Genomic DNA, 19,305 nt, shown 5'->3' with positions numbered 1-19,305 from the left:
GCGTGGAAATGTACGAGAACGAACACGATCAGGTCGACGCGATTAAACGCTTCTTTGCTGAAAACGGCAAAGCGCTGGTTGTTGGGGTTATTTTAGGTGTGGGTGCGCTGGTGGGCTGGCGTTACTGGAACAACCATCAGGCGGATTCCGCGCGCGGCGCGTCCCTGTCCTATGAAAATACCGTTAGCGCGATTCGTGCCGACCAGCCGCAAACGCTGGCTGCGGCAGAGAAATTTGCCGCTGACAACAAAAACACCTACGGTGCACTGGCAGCGCTGGAAGTGGCTCAGCAGTACGTTGATAAAAACGAACTGGATAAAGCCGCTGCTCAGCTGTCTCAGGGCCTTGCTGCTGCCAGCGATGAAAACCTGAAAGCGGTGATCAATCTGCGCCTGGCACGTATTCAGGTTCAGCAGAAAAAAGCTGACGACGCGCTGAAAACGCTCGATACCATCAAAGGCGAAGGTTTTGCTGCCATCGTTGCCGATCTGCGCGGTGAAGCACTGCTGAGCAAAGGTGACAAAGCGGGCGCGCGTAAAGCGTGGCAAGCTGGCGTAGAGAGCAAAGCGTCACCTGCGCTGAGCGAAATGATGCAGATGAAAATAAATAATTTGTCCGTCTGAGAGGGACCCGATGCAATTGCGTAAATTACTTCTGCCAGGACTGCTTTCTGTTACGTTATTAAGTGGTTGTTCACTGTTCAGTGGCGAAGAAGACGTTGTGAAAATGTCCCCACTGCCGACGGTTGAAAACCAGTTTACCCCATCCACCGCGTGGGATGTCTCCGTGGGCAGTGGGATTGGTGATTTCTATTCCAACCTTCATCCTGCGTATGCAGACAGCGTTGTCTATGCCGCTGACCGCAAAGGTACCGTGAAAGCGGTGAACGCCGATGACGGGAAAGAAGTGTGGTCCGTTAACCTGGCGGAAAAAGACGGCTGGTTCTCCCGTAAACCTGCACTGCTGTCTGGCGGCCTGACCGTTTCCGGTGGGCATGTCTACGTGGGCAGCGAAAAAGCGCAGGTTTACGCGCTGAATGCCAGCGATGGTTCTGTTGCATGGCAGACCGCCGTAGCCGGTGAATCCTTGTCACGTCCGGTCGTGAGCGACGGGCTGGTGCTGATCCATACCAGCAACGGCCAGCTGCAGGCGCTGAACGAAGCGGACGGTCTGGTGAAATGGACCGTTAACCTGGATATGCCTGCGCTGTCTCTGCGCGGTGAATCCGCACCTGCAACCGCATTTGGCGCTGCCATTGTGGGCGGTGACAACGGTCGCGTGAGTGCCGTGCTGATGCAGCAGGGCCAGATGATCTGGCAGCAGCGTATCTCGCAGGCCACTGGCTCAACGGAAATCGACCGCCTGAGCGACGTAGACACTACCCCGGTTATCGTTGACGGTGTGGTTTACGCCCTGGCCTATAACGGCAACCTGACCGCGCTGGACCTGCGCAGCGGCCAGATCATGTGGAAACGTGAGCTGGGCTCTGTGAATGATTTCATCGTTGACGGTAACCGCATCTATATGGTTGACCAGAACGATCGCCTGCTGGCGCTGAGCACCGAAGGCGGCGTGACGCTGTGGACGCAAAGCGATCTGCTGCACCGTCTGCTGACCGCGCCAGTGCTGTACAACGGTAGCCTGGTGGTTGGCGACAGCGAAGGCTATATGCACTGGGTTGATCCAGAGAATGGCCGCTTCGTGGCGCAGCAGAAAGTGGACGGTTCAGGCTTCCTGACCGACCCGGTTGTGGCTGACGGCAAACTGCTTATTCAGGCAAAAGACGGCACGCTGTACGCGATCACGCGTTAATTACCCGGCGGTTGTAGTATACTAAACGGCTCCTGTTCACTCAGGAGCCGTTTTGACATTTTTAAAAACGCCGCGAATGCGACGTTTATTTGAATTTTATGAGGCTTCAAACATGGTACCTGTGGTCGCGCTTGTCGGGCGCCCTAACGTTGGAAAATCCACTCTTTTTAACCGTTTAACACGCACCCGTGATGCGCTGGTTGCGGATTTCCCGGGGCTGACGCGTGACCGTAAGTACGGTCGTGCAGAGGTGGAAGGACGCGAGTTCATCTGTATTGATACCGGCGGTATTGATGGCACAGAAGACGGCGTTGAAACCCGCATGGCGGAACAGTCCTTGCTGGCGATTGAAGAAGCGGATGTCGTGCTGTTCATGGTAGATGCGCGCGCTGGCCTGATGCCGGCGGACTCCGCAATCGCTAAGCACCTGCGTTCTCGCGAAAAGCCAACTTTCCTGGTGGCGAACAAAACTGACGGCATCGATGCCGATCAGGCTATCGCGGACTTCTGGTCTCTGGGCATGGGGGATATCCACCCGATTGCGGCATCGCATGGTCGCGGTGTGACCAGCCTGCTGGAAACCGTTCTGCTGCCGTGGGTGGACGAAGTGAACCCGCCGGAAGAGGTGGACGAAGACGCCGCATACTGGGCGCAGTTCGAAGACGGTGAAGAGGGCGAAGAAGAAGAGCCTGAGGATGACTTCAACCCGCAGGATCTGCCGATCAAGCTGGCTATCGTCGGTCGTCCAAACGTAGGTAAGTCTACGCTTACTAACCGTATTCTGGGTGAAGAGCGCGTGGTGGTTTACGACATGCCGGGCACTACGCGTGACAGCATCTACATCCCGATGCAGCGTGATGAACGTGAGTATGTCCTCATCGACACCGCCGGTGTACGTAAGCGCGGAAAAATCACCGACGTGGTGGAAAAATTCTCCGTTATCAAAACCCTGCAGGCGATTGAAGATGCCAACGTGGTGCTGCTGGTCATCGACGCGCGCGAAGGTATCTCCGATCAGGATCTCTCTCTGCTCGGCTTTATCCTCAATAGTGGGCGCTCACTGGTCATAGTCGTCAACAAGTGGGACGGCCTGAGCAATGAAGTGCGCGAGCAGGTGAAAGAGACCCTGGACTTCCGTCTGGGCTTTATCGACTTTGCCCGCGTGCACTTTATCTCTGCACTGCACGGCAGCGGCGTCGGTAACCTGTTCGAATCCGTGCGTGAAGCCTACGACAGCTCCACCCGTCGTCAGAGCACCGCCATGCTGACCCGTATCATGAATATGGCAGCGGAAGACCACCAGCCGCCGCTGGTGCGCGGTCGTCGCGTGAAGCTGAAATATGCCCACGCCGGTGGCTATAACCCGCCAATCGTGGTGATTCACGGCAACCAGGTGAAAGACCTGCCGGATTCCTACAAGCGCTACCTGATGAACTACTTCCGTAAATCGCTGGACGTGATGGGCACGCCTATTCGTATCCAGTTCAAGGAAGGGGAAAACCCGTTCGCCAACAAGCGCAACACCCTGACGCCGAACCAGATGCGTAAGCGTAAGCGTTTGATTAAGCACATTAAGAAAAGCAAATAAGCTTTCATGGTGAATTGCTAGCTATCATGAGCACCCTAAAGCCCGAATATTTCGGGCTTTTTTGTTTTTAGGGGCTATCATAAGAGTACAAGAAAGTGCATCCTCTAGGTGTACACAGAGGTGTACCCAGCATGCTGTTATGTCGTTTTGGGTACACCTTTACGCTTTTGGGTACACTTTAAGATGTACCAGTAGATTGCTAGGTATACGTGCATGCCAAAACTTACCGATATGCAGATCCGAGCGTGGATCAAGAGTGGCGAACGATTCGAGGGTAGGTCCGATGGCGAAGGACTTTATCTCCGCTTTCGCAAAGAAGACAAAACTCCATTCTGGCGTTTTCGATACAAACTAGCCGGCAAGCCTCGGACCTTGATGATTGGTTCTTATTCTGTTATCCCGCTTGCTAAAGCAAGGGAGATTGCTAAACAACTTGCAGCCCGTGTTGCTCTTGGGCATGACGTGGCTGCAGAGAAGCAGCAACGCAAGGCTGAGGCGATAGCAAAAATTGAAGCTGAAAAGAACGCTATCCACGTTTCAGAACTTGCAGCGGAGTATTACTATCGTCAGATCGAGCCTACCTACAAGCATCCTGAGCTTTTCCTCGCTAGCCTTCAAAAGAATATTGTGGCTCTAATTGGAAAAATGAAGGTCGAAGAAGTTCGCCCACGCCACGTTGATAGTGTTCTTCAAGACGTTCTTAAGCGTGGGTCGCCAACAGTCGCTAATGACGTTCTCCGTATGCTCAAACGCCTGTTTGACTTCGCGGTCGTTCGAGGCATGATTGATGTTAATCCTGCTATATCATTCGGCTCAAAAGATGCGGGTGGAAAGGAGAAGGGAAGAAAGCGGGCATTGAGTCGTGATGAGTTAGTAATGTTCTTTAAAGCGCTGCGTAGTGGGCAAGGAATCAGCAGGGAAAATGAGCTAGTTTTTAAACTTATTTTGGCGCTGGGTGTGCGCAAAATGGAGTTATGTGCTGCTGAATGGGCTGAGTTCGATCTTGAGAATGGCGTCTGGCATCTTCCCGGCTCAAGAGCAAAGAATGGCGATGACATTGATATACCATTGGCGCCGCCGGTGATCGAGTGGATAAAAGAAATAAGACTTTTCGCTGGAAACAGCCGTTGGTTTATACCGGGCAGGAGAGCCAGTAGCACAACTCACATTAGCCGAGCAACGCTCAATATGGTCTTGCCGTCTGTGCTGAGGGAAATGCATGGAATCGAGCCGTTCAGTATTCATGACTTGCGCCGTACTATGCGCACTCAAATGGCGGCGTTAGGCATTGATCCTTTGATAGCCGAGCGTTGCTTAAATCATAAAATCCCCGGCGTTGAAGGTATCTATAACCGGCACCAGTACTTCGAAGAGAGAAAGGCTGCCTTATCGTGTTGGGCCGAATTAATGGTGACGTTGGAAAGAGGGGATAAATGAGGAGTTATGACATCTAAAGTGAAAGGGAGTAAAGCATGAAAGATATCTTGAGGAAATCACCCATTGAGAGGTTATGTGCTTCTGTATCCATAACGCCACAGGAAATGGCATTGGCACTCGCCGGTTTGAATCCACTAATGCGTCTCAGTGATGTACCCCCTGAGCACTCTGACTATGTAGATCTTACTCGTAAATCAATTGCGAGGGCGCTAAAAGTTCACAGGGATAAAAAAATAACCACAGATGAAGCTTGTAACGCCTTAGACATCTTTTTAGCTGCCTTCCCGTTCGTTGAAGAAAGTACACCTGAAGTAATCGCTCAAAAAGTGAAAGAAGCTATTGATGATTTGCGCGGCACTAAAGGATGGGAGGAGAAGGCTCGTAATTTAGGTGGGCTGCAGCTTATTAATTACATAAAAGAAACAAACAGAAGTGGACGTGGCCAGCACCGTAAACAAGATGAACAGGAAGGAACGATGAAGATGATGGGGGTTCTCATTCATCTCTTAGTTAAAAAATCCGGGGCATCCTCCTATCTTAACTCGGGAAAGCCCAATATAAGTGCAATTTATAGTGACGTATTGGAATTGTTAGAATCTGAAGGTTTATCAACGAAAGGCATAAGCCGAGCAGCATTTGCAGCAAAGGCAAAACAGGCGCTATTAGCGATGTATGCTGCAGAATAGAGTTTAGTTTGAGTGCCCGTTGCGTACTTGCACGAAGACAAAATGGGCATCTTATCGGTTTTCAACACTCAATATTTATCCGCTTTACTTGGCTGTTCCGCATCAACAAAACCAATTCATTTCCTGATCTCCTCCTTGATATCCACTTTCCCCTTTTATGTCATGCTTAGTCCCCTGTATTGCTTAGCGCACTTTTATGCAGTTTTGTGCAGTTTTATGATGTTGTGGGCTATTGAATATTGTTGGATGACGTTGAGTGATGTTGAGTGATACGACGTTATCCATTTGTACGTACAATTTTCTCATATAACCTCACTGCAAGTCATAGCTGGGCATTAGCGGCCAATAACGGTCATTAACAGCCAATGTAACCCATTGAGTTACCTGTGATGAGCATACATACCAAAAGATACCTAGAGATACCTAGACCTACAAAAAGATGTAAAGCGTTGATAACTCATCATGTTTGTATGACTTGTAATGTCTTGTTTTATAAGAGTGATCGACTTTCCGGCAGTCACCTTATTTTTCAAAAGATCTCAATTATTTCAAAAGAAACCTATTTTCTTTCAAAAGAATCTATTTATGCTGGAAATGCTGCGTAAGGAATCATTAAACTTCATCTAACCTTACCAGCTATCACAGGAGCATAAAAATGTTGGAAAAACAGGAGGTTTACTCAGCTATTCCTACTGAAGGTTACATACGTCGTTTCCGTATGCCTGCGTTGCTTGGGGTATCCATGCCCACAATTGATCGTTGGGTCAAAAATGGAATCTTGCCACGTCCCGTCAAGCTGAGTGACAACGTGACTGCTTTTGATGCACAGGAGATTAATCGCTGGCTACAAGAGCGGCGCAAAGCTAACTGAGTCAGATCTTCACTTCTGTAAATTAGATTCGAGGAAAAGTATGAAATCAAATAATGGCCTTAATGGTCAGGGCTTCCCTCACCCTGAAAACTGTAGTGATGATATTTCCGTTATCAATTTTGAGGGGCTAAAAGTTCGCATTGTTAAGCTCAATGGTGAACCGTGGTTCGTTGCAAAGGATGTTTGCGCGGCGCTGGAATTATCCAATTCGCGTATGGCGTTGCAGGCTCTGGATGATGACGAGAGAAATACCGTAACTTTAACTTACGGTATTCGTGGAAACCCAAATCATAGTGCTGTCTCTGAATCTGGTTTCTACAAACTGATCGCCCGTAGCCGCAAAGCTACTACGGCAGGCACATTCGCCCATCGTTTCAGTAATTGGGTATTTCGCGAGGTGATTCCCTCAATCCGCAAAACTGGCTCTTATGGCGTGCCGTTCGTGTTCCTGAACGATTTTAGCCGGCGTATGGCAGCCTATCAGCAGGAGGCCAGTAAACGCGGTTATAAGTTGCAGCAATGTAAGGGTGCTAAAGAGGCTCTTGAGCGCGAGGAGATTCAACTGTGGCGTAAGTATCAGCCTGAGCTGTTAGGTGAAGATGTTCACGAGCCGTTCACTGAGGTTCGCCCAGCTACGGATGGAAACAACAATCGGGTTCATGAATAACTTGCGTGCTCTTGCGATGTAGAGCTCTCAAAATAAGTTTGTCGCGACAGCTCACTAAACAATTCAAAAAGGTTAATGCCATGAAGAAAATTTATGCCCATCTGGGGCAGGGCTTCGCTCACCCCAAAAACTCCTTGCCTTGTTATTCCGCTGAAGGGTATGCTTTAAAAGCACCGGCAAAATCTGGTGTCAGGATTGGCGTCCTGAATGACTGTATGGCGACACATGACGCGCCAAGCGTCTTTTTTTGTGCCGTTGATCCGTCTCACCTATTTTCACGCGTTGTGGTTCAAAACCGCTCTGCTAGCAAAATTATGGTGGGCTGGGTGGGGGCGGAGAAATCCGCGCCGGAGTCCATACAGTCCGGTTACGCCAACCCTGCTCAGTCCACCACCAGTGAAATTGGCGTTTCCGGTGGTGGTTATCTAGACCACTGTATGGAGGCTGCCACATGGCTACTACCCCAACCCAAAAACTACCCAAATTCACCTGGCTTTTCCTCGGTACGCCGAAAGGCCAAACGTGCCCTCCCGTTGTTATCCGCATTGTTGCCGATAGTGAGCAAGAAGCCCGCGAGTGGTATTCCCGCTGGGATCTTATCTTTGCCGCTAAAATTCGCTCTGAATGTTCGCTTTATCAGTACAGCAGCGGCGCGTTTGAACTGGATGTTGCGAAATTGGGGGGTAGCCATGTTTAACCTCCAGACCCTGACAGCTAAAGCCCGCGAGCTGCGCGGCAACGTGGTAAAAGCCACTACCACGAAAGGCACTCGCACCATGACCCCTGTTTATGAACGGGAAGAGCAGCGCAAACTGCGCGAACGCATCCAGCAGACCCAGCCGGACTGGGTTTTACTCTGGTGGGATATTGCGACTGTTACCGGCTGGCGTACCAGCGACGTGTGCAACTTCCGTTACTCCTGCATCAACTGGGAAACCGGCATTGCAACAATCATCGTAGCGAAGCAGACCAAAGCAGCGGAAGCCAGAGCGACCCGGAAGGGGATCGAGATTGTTCGCCATCAGCGCAAGGACGCCGCCCGGCTTGCTGGCGATCACATTGCCTACATGCACTGGGATAGCGTGAGCTGCGATGAACTGGCCGCCGGCATGACGGAAGAAGAACAGGCGATCGTGTTTGAGCTGGTGGCAAAGGCTGAAGTTAAGCACGATACCAAACAGCTGCCGCCGGGCATCATCAAGCGTCTGCGTGAACGCATGGAGCGCAATCTTATCGGTGACGACCTGGTATTTTCCCGCAGCCAGATTGAAAGTAACCGTTGCCAGTCTCTGGAAGGTAGCGTGAGCCGCCAGACAATCTGGAAGAAACTGCACAACGTAATGCTGTGGTTTACGCGCGTCGTAAACACGCGTCTGCGCCTGAGCGCCTATTCCAGCCGCAAAATTGCCGCCTTTAATCTTATGTCCGCCGGCGGCGAACAGGGTTTGCTGGTCGCCTATGAAATGCTCGGTCACAGTAACCCGGCAATCACCCGAACTTACCTCCAGTTAGGCAGTAAGGCCTCCGCCATTCAATCCCGTCTGGCCATGGAGGTTTCTGTATGAAAATGGTTATCCAATTTTGCCGTCTCGGCGCTTTTGCCGATCACGTATATGAGCAATTAAATAGTGCGCGATATTGTTTTGCCAGCCAGTCATTAAGGGACGGGGAGGGGAAATTATGACTCCTGTTTACGATCTGGTTCGCCGGGCCGATGGCAAAAACGTTTTCAGTTTCCCGGCCGGCGGTCGCTATCTGGTGGACACGTCAAATGGTCTTCAGTCGATGCGCCCCCTTATGGACGACGAGATCATTTTTACGGTGGAGAGTGCCGCGCGCTTTCTGAGGAAAATTGGTTATCAGGTAATCCCGCCAGCGGCGTGAGGTAAAAAATATGACGATTAAAAATTCCGGCTTAGCTGCTGGTGGCCGCGCTCACCCTGAAATCAGGCCGGGCGATAAATGGAAGGACGGTCGGGGCAACATCGTAATTATCGAAAGTTACCGATTCGACAGAGTGACATATTGCCGCGAGGGGTACAGCTCACCGTGTTTTTGCACGCCAGAAAGACTGGTGCGGGAATTTGAATTTGTTTCTTCCGCGCCGGGCACCGGTGGAAGAGATATCGATCGGATTATGCGGGTGCAGGGCATCGAACGAATTCGGGTTATGCGGGAAATCATCAGGAAGCGAGGGAACAGAAAATGAAGAATGCACCAAACCTTAAAAAGCAGCCGGCGGATCTCATGGAGGAGTCAATCATCTTTGCCGGCGCCGATGCCTGGACGTTCGCCAAAGCATGGCAGGAAATGAACCCGATTGGCGATACGGTGCCGCCGGTTGTGCTGGATAAAAAGCAGCTGGCAGAGCTGGAGAATATCCGGATTGTGGATGATGGCCGGCTCTATGCCCGGGTTTGCCGTGGCGGGCATCTGACCGAACGGCAGATAACCATTCTCGCCACAAAGCTGGCGGTGGCCGGCGTGGAGCGCGCGCAATTCTACTCTGAAGGTTATCAGCTTCTGGAGGACTGGACGCCGCAGCTGCCGCGCCTCAAAGCCGATGCGGAAGCCGGCAAAAACATGGTGATCGGCAAACCGCTGACGGATGTAAACCTCCGCGACCTGGCTGATAACGAGAAGGCGCTCATACTGGCCGCGCGTTACACCGGCATTGCGATAAATGAAAACAGCGAGGGCGTATACGTCTACCGTGCCGGCATCTGGGAGAAAACGTCTCTGCTCGAGCTGAGCCGCGAAATGGTGGCTATCTACAACGAGAACAAAACCAACTTCAGCAAGCGCGCGATCAACAACGTTATCGACGCCCTGAAAATTGTTATCCCGGTAATGGGGGAGCCGCGGCGCAGCCTGATCCCCTTTGCAAACGGCGTCTACGATATGGAAACCGGCGTTTTCTCCGAACACAGCCAGGATAACTGGCTGACCAACCACAACGGCGTGACCTACACGCCGGCGGTGCCGGGCGAAAACCTCCGCGACCACGCGCCGAACTTCCATAAGTGGCTAAGTTACGCATCAGATAGAGACGCAATTAAGATGCAACGCATCGCTGCAGCGCTCTTTATGGTACTGGCGAACCGGTACGACTGGCAGCTGTTCCTCGAGATAACCGGGGAGGGCGGCAGCGGGAAAAGCGTCTTCACCCATATCGCGACGATGCTGGCCGGCGTGCATAACACCGCCAGCGGGAACATGGCGGCGCTCGACAGTGCACGCGGGCGGGCGCAGTTCGTCGGCAAGAGCATGATAACGCTTCCTGATCAGCCCAAATATTCAGGTGAGGGCACCGGGATAAAGGCAATCACCGGCGGGGATGCGGTGGAGATCGACCCGAAACACGAGCACCAGTACACCGCCGTTCTGCGGGCGGTGGTTGTGGCCACGAACAACACGCCGATGATTTTCACCGAACGCGCCGGCGGCGTTTCCCGGCGCCGCGTAATTTTCCAGTTTAACCGGCGCGTCAGCGAAGAGGATAAGGATCCCGACCTGGCAGAAAAGATATCCGCTGAAATTCCGGTGGTTGTTCGCCGGCTGCTGGCGAACTTCTCGAACCCGGAAAAAGCGCGGGCGCTGCTGCTGGAACAGCGGAACAGCGAAGAGGCATTAGAGGTGAAACAGAAAACGGATCCGCTTTATGCCTTCTGCGCGCATCTTGAGCGGCTGGCTGATTGTGCGGGAATGATGGTAGGAAACCGTAATCCGCCTCACTATCCGCGAATTTATCTCTATCACGCTTACCTGGCATTCCTGGAGGCCAACGGTTTCGACAAGCCGCTGACGCTGAATAAATTCGCAGAGGGGATGGAAAGCGCGATGAGGGAGTTTAATCACGAGTACCGTAAGGAACGTAGAGCCCGTGGCATGGTAACTAACGTTGAACTTTCGGAAAGTGCGGAAGACTGGTTACCTCAGACGCATCCTGTAGCCGGTCATAAAGAATGAAGTTCAGATAAATATGGAGAAAGGTATACATGGTATACATCGAGAGAATAATTTATATATAAATCAGTGAAATAAACCATGTATACCTTGTTTTCAGGTATACACAGGGTGTACATGGTGTTCATTCTCTCATTAATCATCTGATGGTTTATTAAACAGAATGATGTATACCGTGTAGACCTGAAATCCCAAAATGTAGGCTGGGGTTCATAGGTTAATATATTGTTTTATAGGTAATTTATTGCCTTAATGAACACCATGTATACCTTGAGGGCAAATTCTTTAAAACGCATCCACTCTTTTAGCGTTGTACACCCCTGCAATTTCATTAACATCGTTTCATAAATCGCAACTGATTATTCGATTGTTGCGATTTATGGAATTTTAACGGTTACTATTACAGGGGGCATCATGAGCAAGGTTAACGTTAAGCCCGTCCTGCTGAACGGGGAGCAGATTCAGGCTCTGAAAACCATTCAGGAGAGGGAGCGCCAGAAGTCGGGCATGGGGATCGCGCCGTCAATCCATGCTGTTGCGCGCAAAGTATTTGATGCAGGGCTATCAAAAATGGAGGCTGGCCAGTGAGCTACTCAATCAAAATTGGGAAACACAGCATCGAGCTGGCGGGTTATGCCGGTAAGGTTGTTGCGCCAAATACTCAGATGGCCGCTTTATTTCGTGGCATGGCGGGCGAACTCACCAGCCTGAGGACAACGGCGCAGCAGGCCGAAGCTGAGGCGGATTTGCTGGACGTTATCCGCAACGATCCGGATCTGAACGAACAGGCAAAAAACCGCAGGGCAGGTGAAGCCCGGAACCCGGACACGCTCAAAGACTTTACCCGCGGCGTCGCAGCCGTAAGCGAGCAGGCCGCAAACATTCTCGATTACCTGAAGAACAAGCTCGCTCCGGTTAATCCCCTGGCATCTGATGATGTACAGGGATTCATGCGTGACAGTGAAATGCGTCAGGCATTCGCCCGACTGGATCGCCGCAGCCAGGAAAAAATGCTGCTGTCGATGCACAGTGGAAAACATCAGGAGCTGGCGGACGCCTTACTAAGGGCGCACGCTGTGTGTTCGGGACTCGATACGGAACAGCTAAAACGTCTCGGCTTCTCCCGTATTGCATCAGAGAACGGGCAGGTGATTAACGCGGTTGCCGATCTGGTCGACGCGGTAAGGAAGGACGTCGCACAAATTACAGCTGTCCGAACCTGGTATAACAATCTCGTGTACGGGAAGAACGACGATCCATCAGAAGTTCTGCCCCGCATGACCGGTCTTGATCAGTTAAGCGAACATGTCAGCGCGATGCTCAAAGGCAGCCAGCGGCAGACACATTCAGAAGAGAAGCAGGCCGCCTGAGGGCGGCTTTTTTCTGCCCGGAGGGAAACACAGGATGCTGTTAAGTAAATCAGCCTACGCCAGGCATATGGGCGTTAGCCGGCAAACTGTTTACGGCTGGATAGCGCGAGGTGAAATTGTAATTTCAGGCGATAAAGTGGATGTTGACGCATCGCAGGCTAAACAAAATTCTGCTGGTGTTGGCGAACACCAGACTGAAATGACGTGGGCGCAGGCCGCCGCATGGGTATGGGGGCATGACGGCGGGAAAGAGCTGCCGGCTGATATTGATGCTGGCCAGCGAATAGAGGCAGCAGCCGCTGAACTGGGTTTTGAAGTTCAGCACGAGCCCGATGAACAACTGCTGATTCTCTTCCGGCTGGATGAAGAAACCCACAGCTTCTATGGCAAAGATCACATGTCTGGTGGTCTGCGTTTCCTGCGTTCCGAGCTGGCCTATGTGGCCGCAATGCATCCCGACACCCAGGATGACTGGAGCGAAACAGGATTAAAGGCACTCTGTCTGCTGGCAGGTGAAAAACTGTAAACCCCCGGCCAAACCTAACTCCTCTAACTTGACACTTTTTCGTGAAAAACAGGGAAAAGTGTCAACCCAACCTAACGGATCCTAACGCTCACGCACAACAGCTGCAGCCAACGTGTAAAGGGCTGATACGAAGCACGGCAGGTGTCAGCCTGTTATGGTTTGTTATGCCTTACTAGGGAAAACTAGGGGTAAAGTGTCAACCGCTACCGCTTTAGAAAACTTCAGGTACACGAACTCGTGAAGGGGAGGTGTTAAGCACTCCCCCTTTGCAACCATCCTCGAGCCTCTTTCAGATCGCTGTTCTGGTTTGCCCGGACACTGGCGTTCAGATTGAGTTGTCAAAAGTTGTCACCCACCGGCAGCGCCAGTGGGGATTTTTGGCAGAACGCGCTCTAAGTTACAGTTGCTTCAAGGTGTAAAAAGGGATTGAGTAGAACTTGCTGCTGTTCAGTTAATTTGATCCTATGTTCATGCGCCTGGTTTATCTAACACGATCAACTCAGGAGAAACTTTAATATTTTTAATAACAATTCGGCCATTATTATATACATAAGTGCGATGGGTTTTTTTCTCCATATCGTCCCAATAGCATGGATTTGAATCTAAGTCTTTCCAGCCCATATTGCAGTCCAGCCCAAAGACATGCATACGAGTAATGTAATCGTTTTTAGGAAGGCCAAAGCGATTCTCAATATCATTCATGATTATCTTCATAATAGATACTGCCTCTTCTCTGTTACTTGCAGGAGGATGCTCTTGGAGTTCGGAAATGAAAAGTTTGAAACGGAAGTATTTAGAAGGAGGGGTCATATTGAAGTTCCATTAAAATAATTTTTTAATTTATTAAAATCGAATAAACATTACAACTCACAATTCTGGTAGTGCATAGCTGCATTTCAAAAGGTTTTTCCATTATCCATGCAACTCTTTGTTTTTAAATTATATCTATGATGCCTATTCAATTGCGTCAGGTATGATTATTTTTGAGTTTGGATGAAGTTTTGAAGGAGGATTTAAATAAGCTATTCCATGAATACAACCAAGATATCCCAACAAACTAAAAATCAACCTAATTAGATTGCTTGATAAGTTTTTATCTAATAAATTGCTTTCTTCAGTAATTTTAAATTTTACTTCTTGATTTATCAATTGATAACAAGATGAGATAAATGTATTTAACTTTAAAATGGCTTTGGGAGAGTCAATTTGATGGGCTAAAGCGTTTCTCAACTGATTAAGATGTTCTAAAGTTGGCCATATTTTCTCTGGATATTGGAAGTCTGAAAAATGAGAGCCAAACAACGCCTGTGATAGTTTCAATTTATGGTGGAAACTGAGTTGAATATTTTCAATAGGTGAACTGTCTCGACAATGTAATTTTAAGATTTCCATTAATAATTCCTCAGCGAAAAGATGTCCTTTAAGTATGATAGATGTGATATCTAATCCCTGATAGAGGTGTTTTCTGTATCGCTGAAAATTGCTGTTATGTAAAAGCTTCAACTCTTCCTGTGTGTGCATTTTAATAGCCTCAATTTTTAATGTGTTTTTGAAGCAGTCTATCACTTTCTGAACAAGGCTGACATTTACAAAATTAGTTTCATTCTATACCTCACCTAAAGATGGTTGGTTAACTAAAACTTCAGCCCAGCATGCTTAACAAGTAGGCTATAACAATGGTTGAAAAGTGTGTACCCAAGGGTGTACCCAAAGTGCGTGTTTTTATTTAAAAAAACAATAATATCAATGTGTTGAGTTATTTATTTTTATTCACATTAAGAAAAGCAAATAATCATTGCCGATCTCACAAAGGCCCGCGTTTATCGCGGGCTTTTTTTTGGCCCAATCATACCGGCGGTTCTCTCTGTGTGATGTCAATCACTATTCACTCCCAACCATCTTTAAATCCAGAAAAGTAGACAATCGTCGAATTTTCATCTTAAAGTCCCTGGTCCGGTACTAGACAAAACTAGCGACTGGTTATCAAATGGTTAACTAACTTTTCGCCGCATGTAAAAAATCGGTCAGATACGTAACTGGCCGGCGTACCTGCTGGTGTTTACAAGCACGACACATACCTTTCGGGAGAATTATGCAATCCTCTGTTAATCACAAAGAGAGCCGAACCTTCTTCGGCCATCCTTATCCGCTCGGTTCGCTGTTCTTTACCGAGATGTGGGAGCGTTTCTCGTTCTACGGCATTCGCCCGCTGCTGATCCTTTTTATGGCCGCCACCGTCTATGACGGCGGGATGGGGCTGGCGCGCGAAAACGCCTCGGCGATTGTCGGTATTTTTGCCGGCACCATGTACCTGGCCGCGCTGCCGGGCGGCTGGCTGGCGGATAACTGGCTCGGCCAGCAGAGAGCCGTCTGGTACGGTTCGATTCTGATCGCGCTCGGCCACCTGTCGATTGCGCTGTCGGCCATCATGGGCAACAACCTGTTCTTTATCGGCCTGATGTTCATCGTGCTCGGCTCTGGCCTGTTCAAAACCTGTATCTCGGTAATGGTCGGCACCCTGTATAAAAAAGGCGATGCACGTCGTGACGGCGGTTTCTCGCTGTTCTACATGGGCATTAATATGGGCTCGTTCATCGCCCCGCTGATTTCCGGCTGGCTGATAAAAACCCACGGCTGGCACTGGGGCTTTGGTATTGGCGGCATCGGGATGCTGGTGGCGCTGATTATCTTCCGCGTGTTTGCGGTTCCGGCGATGAAGCGCTACGACAGCGAAGTCGGTCTGGACTCCACATGGAACAGCCCGGTGGTGAAGCGCAACGGCGTGGGCGTCTGGCTGCTGGCGCTGGCGGCAGGCGTGGCAACGCTCGTGACGCTGATCGCGCAGGGCGTGATTGTCATTAACCCGGTCGCGGTAGCCAGCGTGCTGGTCTACGTAATTGCGGCGTCCGTTGCCCTCTACTTCATCTACCTGTTCATCTTCGCGGGCCTGAACCGTAAAGAGCGCGCCAGGCTGCTGGTCTGCTTTATTCTGCTGGTCTCCGCCGCGTTCTTCTGGTCCGCGTTTGAGCAGAAGCCAACCTCGTTCAACCTGTTTGCCAACGACTACACTAACCGCATGATCGGTGATTTTGAAATTCCGGCGGTATGGTTCCAGTCGATCAACGCCCTGTTCATCATCCTGCTGGCCCCGGTGTTCAGCTGGGCATGGCCAAAGCTCGCGAGCATGAACATTCGCCCGAGCAGCATCACCAAGTTTGTTATCGGTATTCTGTGTGCGGCAGCGGGCTTTGGCCTGATGATGCTGGCGGCACAGAACGTGCTGAGCAACGGCGGGGCGGGCGTATCGCCGTTCTGGCTGGTGGGCAGTATCTTGATGCTGACGCTGGGTGAGCTGTGCCTGAGCCCGATCGGTCTGGCGACCATGACCCTGCTGGCGCCGGAGAGAATGCGCGGCCAGATGATGGGGCTGTGGTTCTGCGCCAGCGCGCTGGGTAACCTGGCGGCGGGCCTGATTGGCGGTCACGTGAAGGCCGACCAGCTGGATATGCTGCCGGATCTCTTCGCGCGCTGCTCCATCGCGCTGCTGATTTGTGCCGCAGTGCTGATCGTCCTCATTGTTCCGGTGCGCCGCATGCTGGAAAATGCGCAAACTAAACCGGCAGCTAGCGCCTCATAAACCTCAGTGTGCCGGGGCAGGCGTTATGCCCCGGCACTGTACTTCCTGAGGTGAAACCATGCAGTTAGGATTTGTTGGTCTTGGTGCGGTAGTGGAAACAGCGTATCTGCCCGCACTACGTAATCTGTTCGATGGCGCTGTTCGTTGTTTCGGCTTTGATGTTCTCCCCGCAAAGCACCCTGAAGGCGTTACGCGCTGCGCCTCGCTTGCTGCGCTTTTAGCCACCCCGCTGGATACCCTTTTTATTACCACCGCATCGCTGCACCACCTTGAGGTGCTTGAGCTGGCGATTGCCTCGCCGGTTCCGCGGATTGTGATTGAAAAACCGATTGTCGCCACGCTTCCTCAAATCGAAAAACTCAACGCGCTGCTGGCACCGCCCGGCGTGGCGTCCCGCGTGCTGGCGCTCGACCACTGGATGGCGCGCATCGAAACGGTGAAGCGGTCGCTGGTCGGCCATATATCTGACATTGCCAGAATCGAAGGTTTTTTGCAGGAGCCGAGCGGATATAACGCCGCAGGGGAACCCATCGCGCTCAATTTCGCGACCGGAGAACCGGATACCAGAACGCTTCGCCACCCGGACGGCGTGATTCTGGATATCGGAACGCACGTGCTGGCGATGCTGCGTGAAACGCTGCGCTATCTGGGCGGTCAGGACGATATGACGCTGCAGATGGTAACGGCTAAAGACCGCCTGGGCCACGATATCGCAAAGGGTGACCTGACCACCGCAGAAGGCGAGGCGCACTTGCAGGGAACCATCAGCGGCGTGCCGGTGGATATCTGGCTTAATAAATACGCGGGACCCGCGGGCGGGCAAAAGGGCCTGCGTCTCTATTTACGCGACGGCCGCATTATCAACTACGACCGACGCGGCGCGGAAGATGTGCTGGAGCTAGTTAAAGGTAAGACTATTCAGCGCTGGCATATCCCCGGCACGATCTACGAACGCTGTCTTGCCGGTCATATTCTTGGCGCAAACAGTCTGTTTGAGCGCGATCCACAGGAGGTGAGCCGCACAACGCGCCGCAGGATCGATGAGGTGGCGCTGCTGCTGACCTTGCAGCAACAGTTGCGTGGCCCGCACTGAAGACGTGGTAAAATTATCGCAGACCTGAACGCCCTGAAGGAGACACCATGACCATTACCTGCCCGGATTGCCAGGCACAGCTTGAACCCCTGAACGGAGCGGCGCACTGCGACAGCTGTAATAAAGATATTGCGCTCGAAGCCCGCTGCCCGGAGTGCCATCAGCCACTCCAGGTCTTAAAGGCCTGCGGGGCGGTGGACTATTTCTGCCAGAACGGCCACGGCTTAATTTCTAAAAAGCGCGTGGAGTTTGTTCCGGCCGAAGATTAATCGCACACGCAGTCTTCGCCTTTTTTCCACAGCTCGACCAGCGACTCGGGCGCTTCCTGCTCAGGTACCAGCACGATGATATCGGCATAGTGCGCCTGATTTTGGCCGGTCCAGATAATCTGGATGCGGAAATAGCGCTGGTCACCGCTGCCGGGTGACGACGTCTGACCCGGCGGCTGACCGCGTGGAAAGGCCTGCTCCAGGATGCTCACCAGGCGCTGGCGCTGGGCCTCATTAAGCGAGGAGAGCGCGATGGTACGCTGGCCGCTCAGCTTAGGAATAAAAGCGACGCCGCCTTCCCGGGCCAGCTCAACCACGGCGTCATCCGTCAGTTCCGGAACCTGCATTTACAGCACTCCCACCTGTTCCCAGGCCTGTTTTATCGCCGCCCCGACGTCGCTACCGGAGCGTTTCTCTCCGTGCGCTATCGTCAGTTTTGCGAAGGCATCAAAATCCGCATCCTGCGCCAGATTGCGATCGCAAACCGTGTCGTACCAGGCATAACCGGCTTTTTCCCAGGCGTAACCGCCGATCGCCGTCGCGGCCAGGTAAAACGCCCGGTTGGGGATGCCGGAGTTAAGATGGACGCCGCCGTTATCCTCGCGCGTTTTGATGAAATCTTTCATGTGCGCGGGCTGCGGGTCTTTGCCGAGCAGGGGATCGTCGTAGGCGGTGCCGGGTTCAGACATGGAGCGCAGCCCTTTGCCGTTAATGCCCGCGGCCAGCAGCCCTTCACCAATCAACCAGTCTGCTTTATCGGCGGTTTGCTTGAGATGGTACTGTTTCACCAGAGAACCAAACACGTCTGACAGGGACTCATTCAGCGCGCCTGACTGTTCGAAATAAATTAGCCCGGCTTCGGTCTCGGTGACGCCGTGGCTCAGCTCGTGTGCCACCACGTCGATGGCAATCGTAAAGCGGTTAAAGATCTCCCCGTCGCCGTCGCCAAACACCATCTGCTGACCGTTCCAGAAGGCGTTCTGATATTCCCGGCCATAGTGAACGGTGCCGGTCAAAATCAGCCCCTTATTATCGAGCGAATCACGCTGATATTCTTTCCAGAAGAAATCATGGGTGATACCCAAATAATCGTACGCCTCGTCCACTGCCACATCGCCATTCGACGGCTGGCCCTCGTAACGCACCTGGGTACCCGGCAGCTCCTGGGTCTGTTTCGCATCGTAGATATCGCGCTCAAGCTGACCGGCTTTATTCACGTGCGGCGCGGCGGGTTTGCCCGGCATATGCGCCATCAGCGTCTGGACGTGGGTTAAGGTCTGACGGGCATAGCGCTGCTGCGGTTCGGAACCGCTTTCGATAATACGACGAAGAATATAAGGGGGAATAACGCTACGAAGATGGGACATGCTGCTCTCCTTATTA

The 19,305-nt window shown here is 51.7% G+C and carries 22 protein-coding genes and 1 pseudogene; 19 read left to right on the top strand and 4 right to left on the bottom strand.

The window, feature by feature from the left end; translation table 11 throughout:
- Positions 1-2 precede the first annotated feature (2 nt).
- From ACTJI7_RS10825 to ACTJI7_RS10750, 16 genes and pseudogenes are all read left to right on the top strand, one after another.
- Positions 3-623, top strand: coding sequence for a YfgM family protein (locus tag ACTJI7_RS10825; protein ID WP_028014059.1), 621 nt, complete (start codon positions 3-5; stop codon positions 621-623).
- A gap of 10 nt (positions 624-633) precedes the next feature.
- Positions 634-1,812 carry an outer membrane protein assembly factor BamB gene (gene bamB / locus ACTJI7_RS10820; RefSeq protein WP_028014058.1) on the top strand — a complete coding sequence of 393 codons (1,179 nt, stop codon included), beginning with the start codon at positions 634-636 and terminating at the stop codon, positions 1,810-1,812.
- 112 nt (positions 1,813-1,924) lie between these two features.
- On the top strand, positions 1,925-3,400 hold the full coding sequence (gene der, locus ACTJI7_RS10815; RefSeq protein WP_028014057.1) for a ribosome biogenesis GTPase Der: 1,476 nt from the start codon (positions 1,925-1,927) through the stop codon (positions 3,398-3,400).
- Positions 3,401-3,613: 213 nt separating this feature from the next.
- Entirely contained in the window at positions 3,614-4,837 is a 1,224-nt protein-coding gene (locus ACTJI7_RS10810) for a tyrosine-type recombinase/integrase (RefSeq protein ID WP_440670086.1), read from the top strand.
- A 35-nt stretch (positions 4,838-4,872) separates the two neighbouring features.
- Positions 4,873-5,523, top strand: a complete 651-nt coding sequence (locus ACTJI7_RS10805) for a hypothetical protein (protein WP_095455412.1) — start codon at positions 4,873-4,875, stop codon at positions 5,521-5,523.
- Positions 5,524-6,178: 655 nt separating this feature from the next.
- Positions 6,179-6,394 (top strand): helix-turn-helix transcriptional regulator, encoded by a 216-nt coding sequence (locus ACTJI7_RS10800; protein WP_440670088.1) that lies wholly within the window; start codon positions 6,179-6,181, stop codon positions 6,392-6,394.
- A 40-nt stretch (positions 6,395-6,434) separates the two neighbouring features.
- Positions 6,435-7,061: a BRO-N domain-containing protein gene (locus tag ACTJI7_RS10795; protein ID WP_023325058.1), complete on the top strand. Its 627-nt coding sequence runs from the start codon at positions 6,435-6,437 to the stop codon at positions 7,059-7,061.
- Positions 7,062-7,141: 80 nt separating this feature from the next.
- Positions 7,142-7,465: pseudogene (locus tag ACTJI7_RS10790) on the top strand (ash family protein); the annotation flags it as partial.
- 47 nt (positions 7,466-7,512) lie between these two features.
- On the top strand, positions 7,513-7,758 hold the full coding sequence (locus ACTJI7_RS10785; protein ID WP_246949015.1) for a host cell division inhibitor Icd-like protein: 246 nt from the start codon (positions 7,513-7,515) through the stop codon (positions 7,756-7,758).
- Positions 7,751-8,626 carry a tyrosine-type recombinase/integrase gene (locus ACTJI7_RS10780; protein ID WP_440670273.1) on the top strand — a complete coding sequence of 292 codons (876 nt, stop codon included), beginning with the start codon at positions 7,751-7,753 and terminating at the stop codon, positions 8,624-8,626. Before ACTJI7_RS10785 ends, ACTJI7_RS10780 begins: the two co-directional genes overlap by 8 nt.
- 115 nt (positions 8,627-8,741) lie before the next feature.
- The gene (locus ACTJI7_RS10775) at positions 8,742-8,945 is read left to right on the top strand and encodes a hypothetical protein (RefSeq protein WP_020686326.1); all 204 of its coding nucleotides are present in this window, start codon (positions 8,742-8,744) and stop codon (positions 8,943-8,945) included.
- A 10-nt stretch (positions 8,946-8,955) separates the two neighbouring features.
- The gene (locus tag ACTJI7_RS10770; protein WP_440670091.1) at positions 8,956-9,270 is read left to right on the top strand and encodes a DUF4222 domain-containing protein; all 315 of its coding nucleotides are present in this window, start codon (positions 8,956-8,958) and stop codon (positions 9,268-9,270) included.
- Positions 9,267-11,030 carry a DNA primase family protein gene (locus tag ACTJI7_RS10765; RefSeq protein ID WP_440670093.1) on the top strand — a complete coding sequence of 588 codons (1,764 nt, stop codon included), beginning with the start codon at positions 9,267-9,269 and terminating at the stop codon, positions 11,028-11,030. Before ACTJI7_RS10770 ends, ACTJI7_RS10765 begins: the two co-directional genes overlap by 4 nt.
- A gap of 411 nt (positions 11,031-11,441) precedes the next feature.
- Positions 11,442-11,615 (top strand): hypothetical protein, encoded by a 174-nt coding sequence (locus ACTJI7_RS10760; RefSeq protein ID WP_014830800.1) that lies wholly within the window; start codon positions 11,442-11,444, stop codon positions 11,613-11,615.
- Positions 11,612-12,397 carry a hypothetical protein gene (locus tag ACTJI7_RS10755; RefSeq protein WP_025912442.1) on the top strand — a complete coding sequence of 262 codons (786 nt, stop codon included), beginning with the start codon at positions 11,612-11,614 and terminating at the stop codon, positions 12,395-12,397. The genes ACTJI7_RS10760 and ACTJI7_RS10755 overlap by 4 nt, the downstream gene beginning before the upstream one ends.
- Before the next feature lie 34 nt (positions 12,398-12,431).
- On the top strand, positions 12,432-12,923 hold the full coding sequence (locus ACTJI7_RS10750) for a helix-turn-helix domain-containing protein (RefSeq protein WP_233171368.1): 492 nt from the start codon (positions 12,432-12,434) through the stop codon (positions 12,921-12,923).
- Between the two features lie 468 nt (positions 12,924-13,391).
- Here the strand turns inward: ACTJI7_RS10750 and ACTJI7_RS10745 are convergent, their stop codons facing one another.
- Both ACTJI7_RS10745 and ACTJI7_RS10740 read right to left on the bottom strand, forming a co-directional pair.
- Complete coding sequence (locus tag ACTJI7_RS10745) at positions 13,392-13,733, bottom strand: hypothetical protein (protein ID WP_440670096.1); 342 nt, start codon at positions 13,731-13,733, stop codon at positions 13,392-13,394.
- A gap of 144 nt (positions 13,734-13,877) precedes the next feature.
- Complete coding sequence (locus ACTJI7_RS10740; RefSeq protein ID WP_440670097.1) at positions 13,878-14,444, bottom strand: hypothetical protein; 567 nt, start codon at positions 14,442-14,444, stop codon at positions 13,878-13,880.
- A gap of 571 nt (positions 14,445-15,015) precedes the next feature.
- Here ACTJI7_RS10740 and ACTJI7_RS10735 point away from each other — a divergent pair.
- The 3 genes from ACTJI7_RS10735 to ACTJI7_RS10725 are packed head-to-tail and all read left to right on the top strand — an operon-like array spanning position 15,016 to position 17,922.
- On the top strand, positions 15,016-16,560 hold the full coding sequence (locus ACTJI7_RS10735) for a peptide MFS transporter (RefSeq protein ID WP_045630992.1): 1,545 nt from the start codon (positions 15,016-15,018) through the stop codon (positions 16,558-16,560).
- A 58-nt stretch (positions 16,561-16,618) separates the two neighbouring features.
- Positions 16,619-17,653, top strand: coding sequence for a hypothetical protein (locus ACTJI7_RS10730; RefSeq protein WP_063155433.1), 1,035 nt, complete (start codon positions 16,619-16,621; stop codon positions 17,651-17,653).
- Positions 17,654-17,700: 47 nt separating this feature from the next.
- Positions 17,701-17,922, top strand: a complete 222-nt coding sequence (locus ACTJI7_RS10725) for a zinc ribbon domain-containing protein (protein WP_028014054.1) — start codon at positions 17,701-17,703, stop codon at positions 17,920-17,922.
- Here the strand turns inward: ACTJI7_RS10725 and ACTJI7_RS10720 are convergent.
- Both ACTJI7_RS10720 and ACTJI7_RS10715 read right to left on the bottom strand, forming a co-directional pair.
- A complete protein-coding gene (locus ACTJI7_RS10720; protein WP_028014053.1) occupies positions 17,919-18,269 on the bottom strand; it encodes a protealysin inhibitor emfourin in 351 nt (116 codons plus the stop codon). The two genes, ACTJI7_RS10725 and ACTJI7_RS10720, sit on opposite strands and share 4 nt — an antisense overlap.
- Positions 18,270-19,289, bottom strand: coding sequence for a M4 family metallopeptidase (locus ACTJI7_RS10715; protein ID WP_028014052.1), 1,020 nt, complete (start codon positions 19,287-19,289; stop codon positions 18,270-18,272).
- Positions 19,290-19,305: the final 16 nt, after the last annotated feature.

Origin of the sequence: Enterobacter sp. 22499 (assembly GCF_052044815.1) — a bacterium.
Taxonomy (GTDB): Bacteria; Pseudomonadota; Gammaproteobacteria; order Enterobacterales; family Enterobacteriaceae; genus Enterobacter; species Enterobacter bugandensis.
The sequence above is the reverse complement of the archived record's forward strand: the minus strand, read 5'-3'. Positions and strand labels throughout refer to the sequence as shown.

What these genes read in the sequence shown, in the direction of transcription:
- ACTJI7_RS10785 (WP_246949015.1), top strand. Translation starts at nt 7,513, where the DNA reads ATGGCTACTACCCCAACCCAAAAACTACCCAAATTCACCTGGCTTTTC.
- ACTJI7_RS10740 (WP_440670097.1), bottom strand. Translation starts at nt 14,444, where the DNA reads ATGCACACACAGGAAGAGTTGAAGCTTTTACATAACAGCAATTTTCAG.
- ACTJI7_RS10745 (WP_440670096.1), bottom strand. Translation starts at nt 13,733, where the DNA reads ATGACCCCTCCTTCTAAATACTTCCGTTTCAAACTTTTCATTTCCGAA.
- ACTJI7_RS10715 (WP_028014052.1), bottom strand. Translation starts at nt 19,289, where the DNA reads ATGTCCCATCTTCGTAGCGTTATTCCCCCTTATATTCTTCGTCGTATT.
- ACTJI7_RS10765 (WP_440670093.1), top strand. Translation starts at nt 9,267, where the DNA reads ATGAAGAATGCACCAAACCTTAAAAAGCAGCCGGCGGATCTCATGGAG.
- ACTJI7_RS10795 (WP_023325058.1), top strand. Translation starts at nt 6,435, where the DNA reads ATGAAATCAAATAATGGCCTTAATGGTCAGGGCTTCCCTCACCCTGAA.
- ACTJI7_RS10800 (WP_440670088.1), top strand. Translation starts at nt 6,179, where the DNA reads ATGTTGGAAAAACAGGAGGTTTACTCAGCTATTCCTACTGAAGGTTAC.
- ACTJI7_RS10775 (WP_020686326.1), top strand. Translation starts at nt 8,742, where the DNA reads ATGACTCCTGTTTACGATCTGGTTCGCCGGGCCGATGGCAAAAACGTT.
- ACTJI7_RS10720 (WP_028014053.1), bottom strand. Translation starts at nt 18,269, where the DNA reads ATGCAGGTTCCGGAACTGACGGATGACGCCGTGGTTGAGCTGGCCCGG.
- ACTJI7_RS10780 (WP_440670273.1), top strand. Translation starts at nt 7,751, where the DNA reads ATGTTTAACCTCCAGACCCTGACAGCTAAAGCCCGCGAGCTGCGCGGC.
- ACTJI7_RS10730 (WP_063155433.1), top strand. Translation starts at nt 16,619, where the DNA reads ATGCAGTTAGGATTTGTTGGTCTTGGTGCGGTAGTGGAAACAGCGTAT.
- ACTJI7_RS10760 (WP_014830800.1), top strand. Translation starts at nt 11,442, where the DNA reads ATGAGCAAGGTTAACGTTAAGCCCGTCCTGCTGAACGGGGAGCAGATT.
- bamB (WP_028014058.1), top strand. Translation starts at nt 634, where the DNA reads ATGCAATTGCGTAAATTACTTCTGCCAGGACTGCTTTCTGTTACGTTA.
- ACTJI7_RS10810 (WP_440670086.1), top strand. Translation starts at nt 3,614, where the DNA reads ATGCCAAAACTTACCGATATGCAGATCCGAGCGTGGATCAAGAGTGGC.
- ACTJI7_RS10735 (WP_045630992.1), top strand. Translation starts at nt 15,016, where the DNA reads ATGCAATCCTCTGTTAATCACAAAGAGAGCCGAACCTTCTTCGGCCAT.
- ACTJI7_RS10770 (WP_440670091.1), top strand. Translation starts at nt 8,956, where the DNA reads ATGACGATTAAAAATTCCGGCTTAGCTGCTGGTGGCCGCGCTCACCCT.
- ACTJI7_RS10805 (WP_095455412.1), top strand. Translation starts at nt 4,873, where the DNA reads ATGAAAGATATCTTGAGGAAATCACCCATTGAGAGGTTATGTGCTTCT.
- ACTJI7_RS10725 (WP_028014054.1), top strand. Translation starts at nt 17,701, where the DNA reads ATGACCATTACCTGCCCGGATTGCCAGGCACAGCTTGAACCCCTGAAC.
- ACTJI7_RS10750 (WP_233171368.1), top strand. Translation starts at nt 12,432, where the DNA reads ATGCTGTTAAGTAAATCAGCCTACGCCAGGCATATGGGCGTTAGCCGG.
- der (WP_028014057.1), top strand. Translation starts at nt 1,925, where the DNA reads ATGGTACCTGTGGTCGCGCTTGTCGGGCGCCCTAACGTTGGAAAATCC.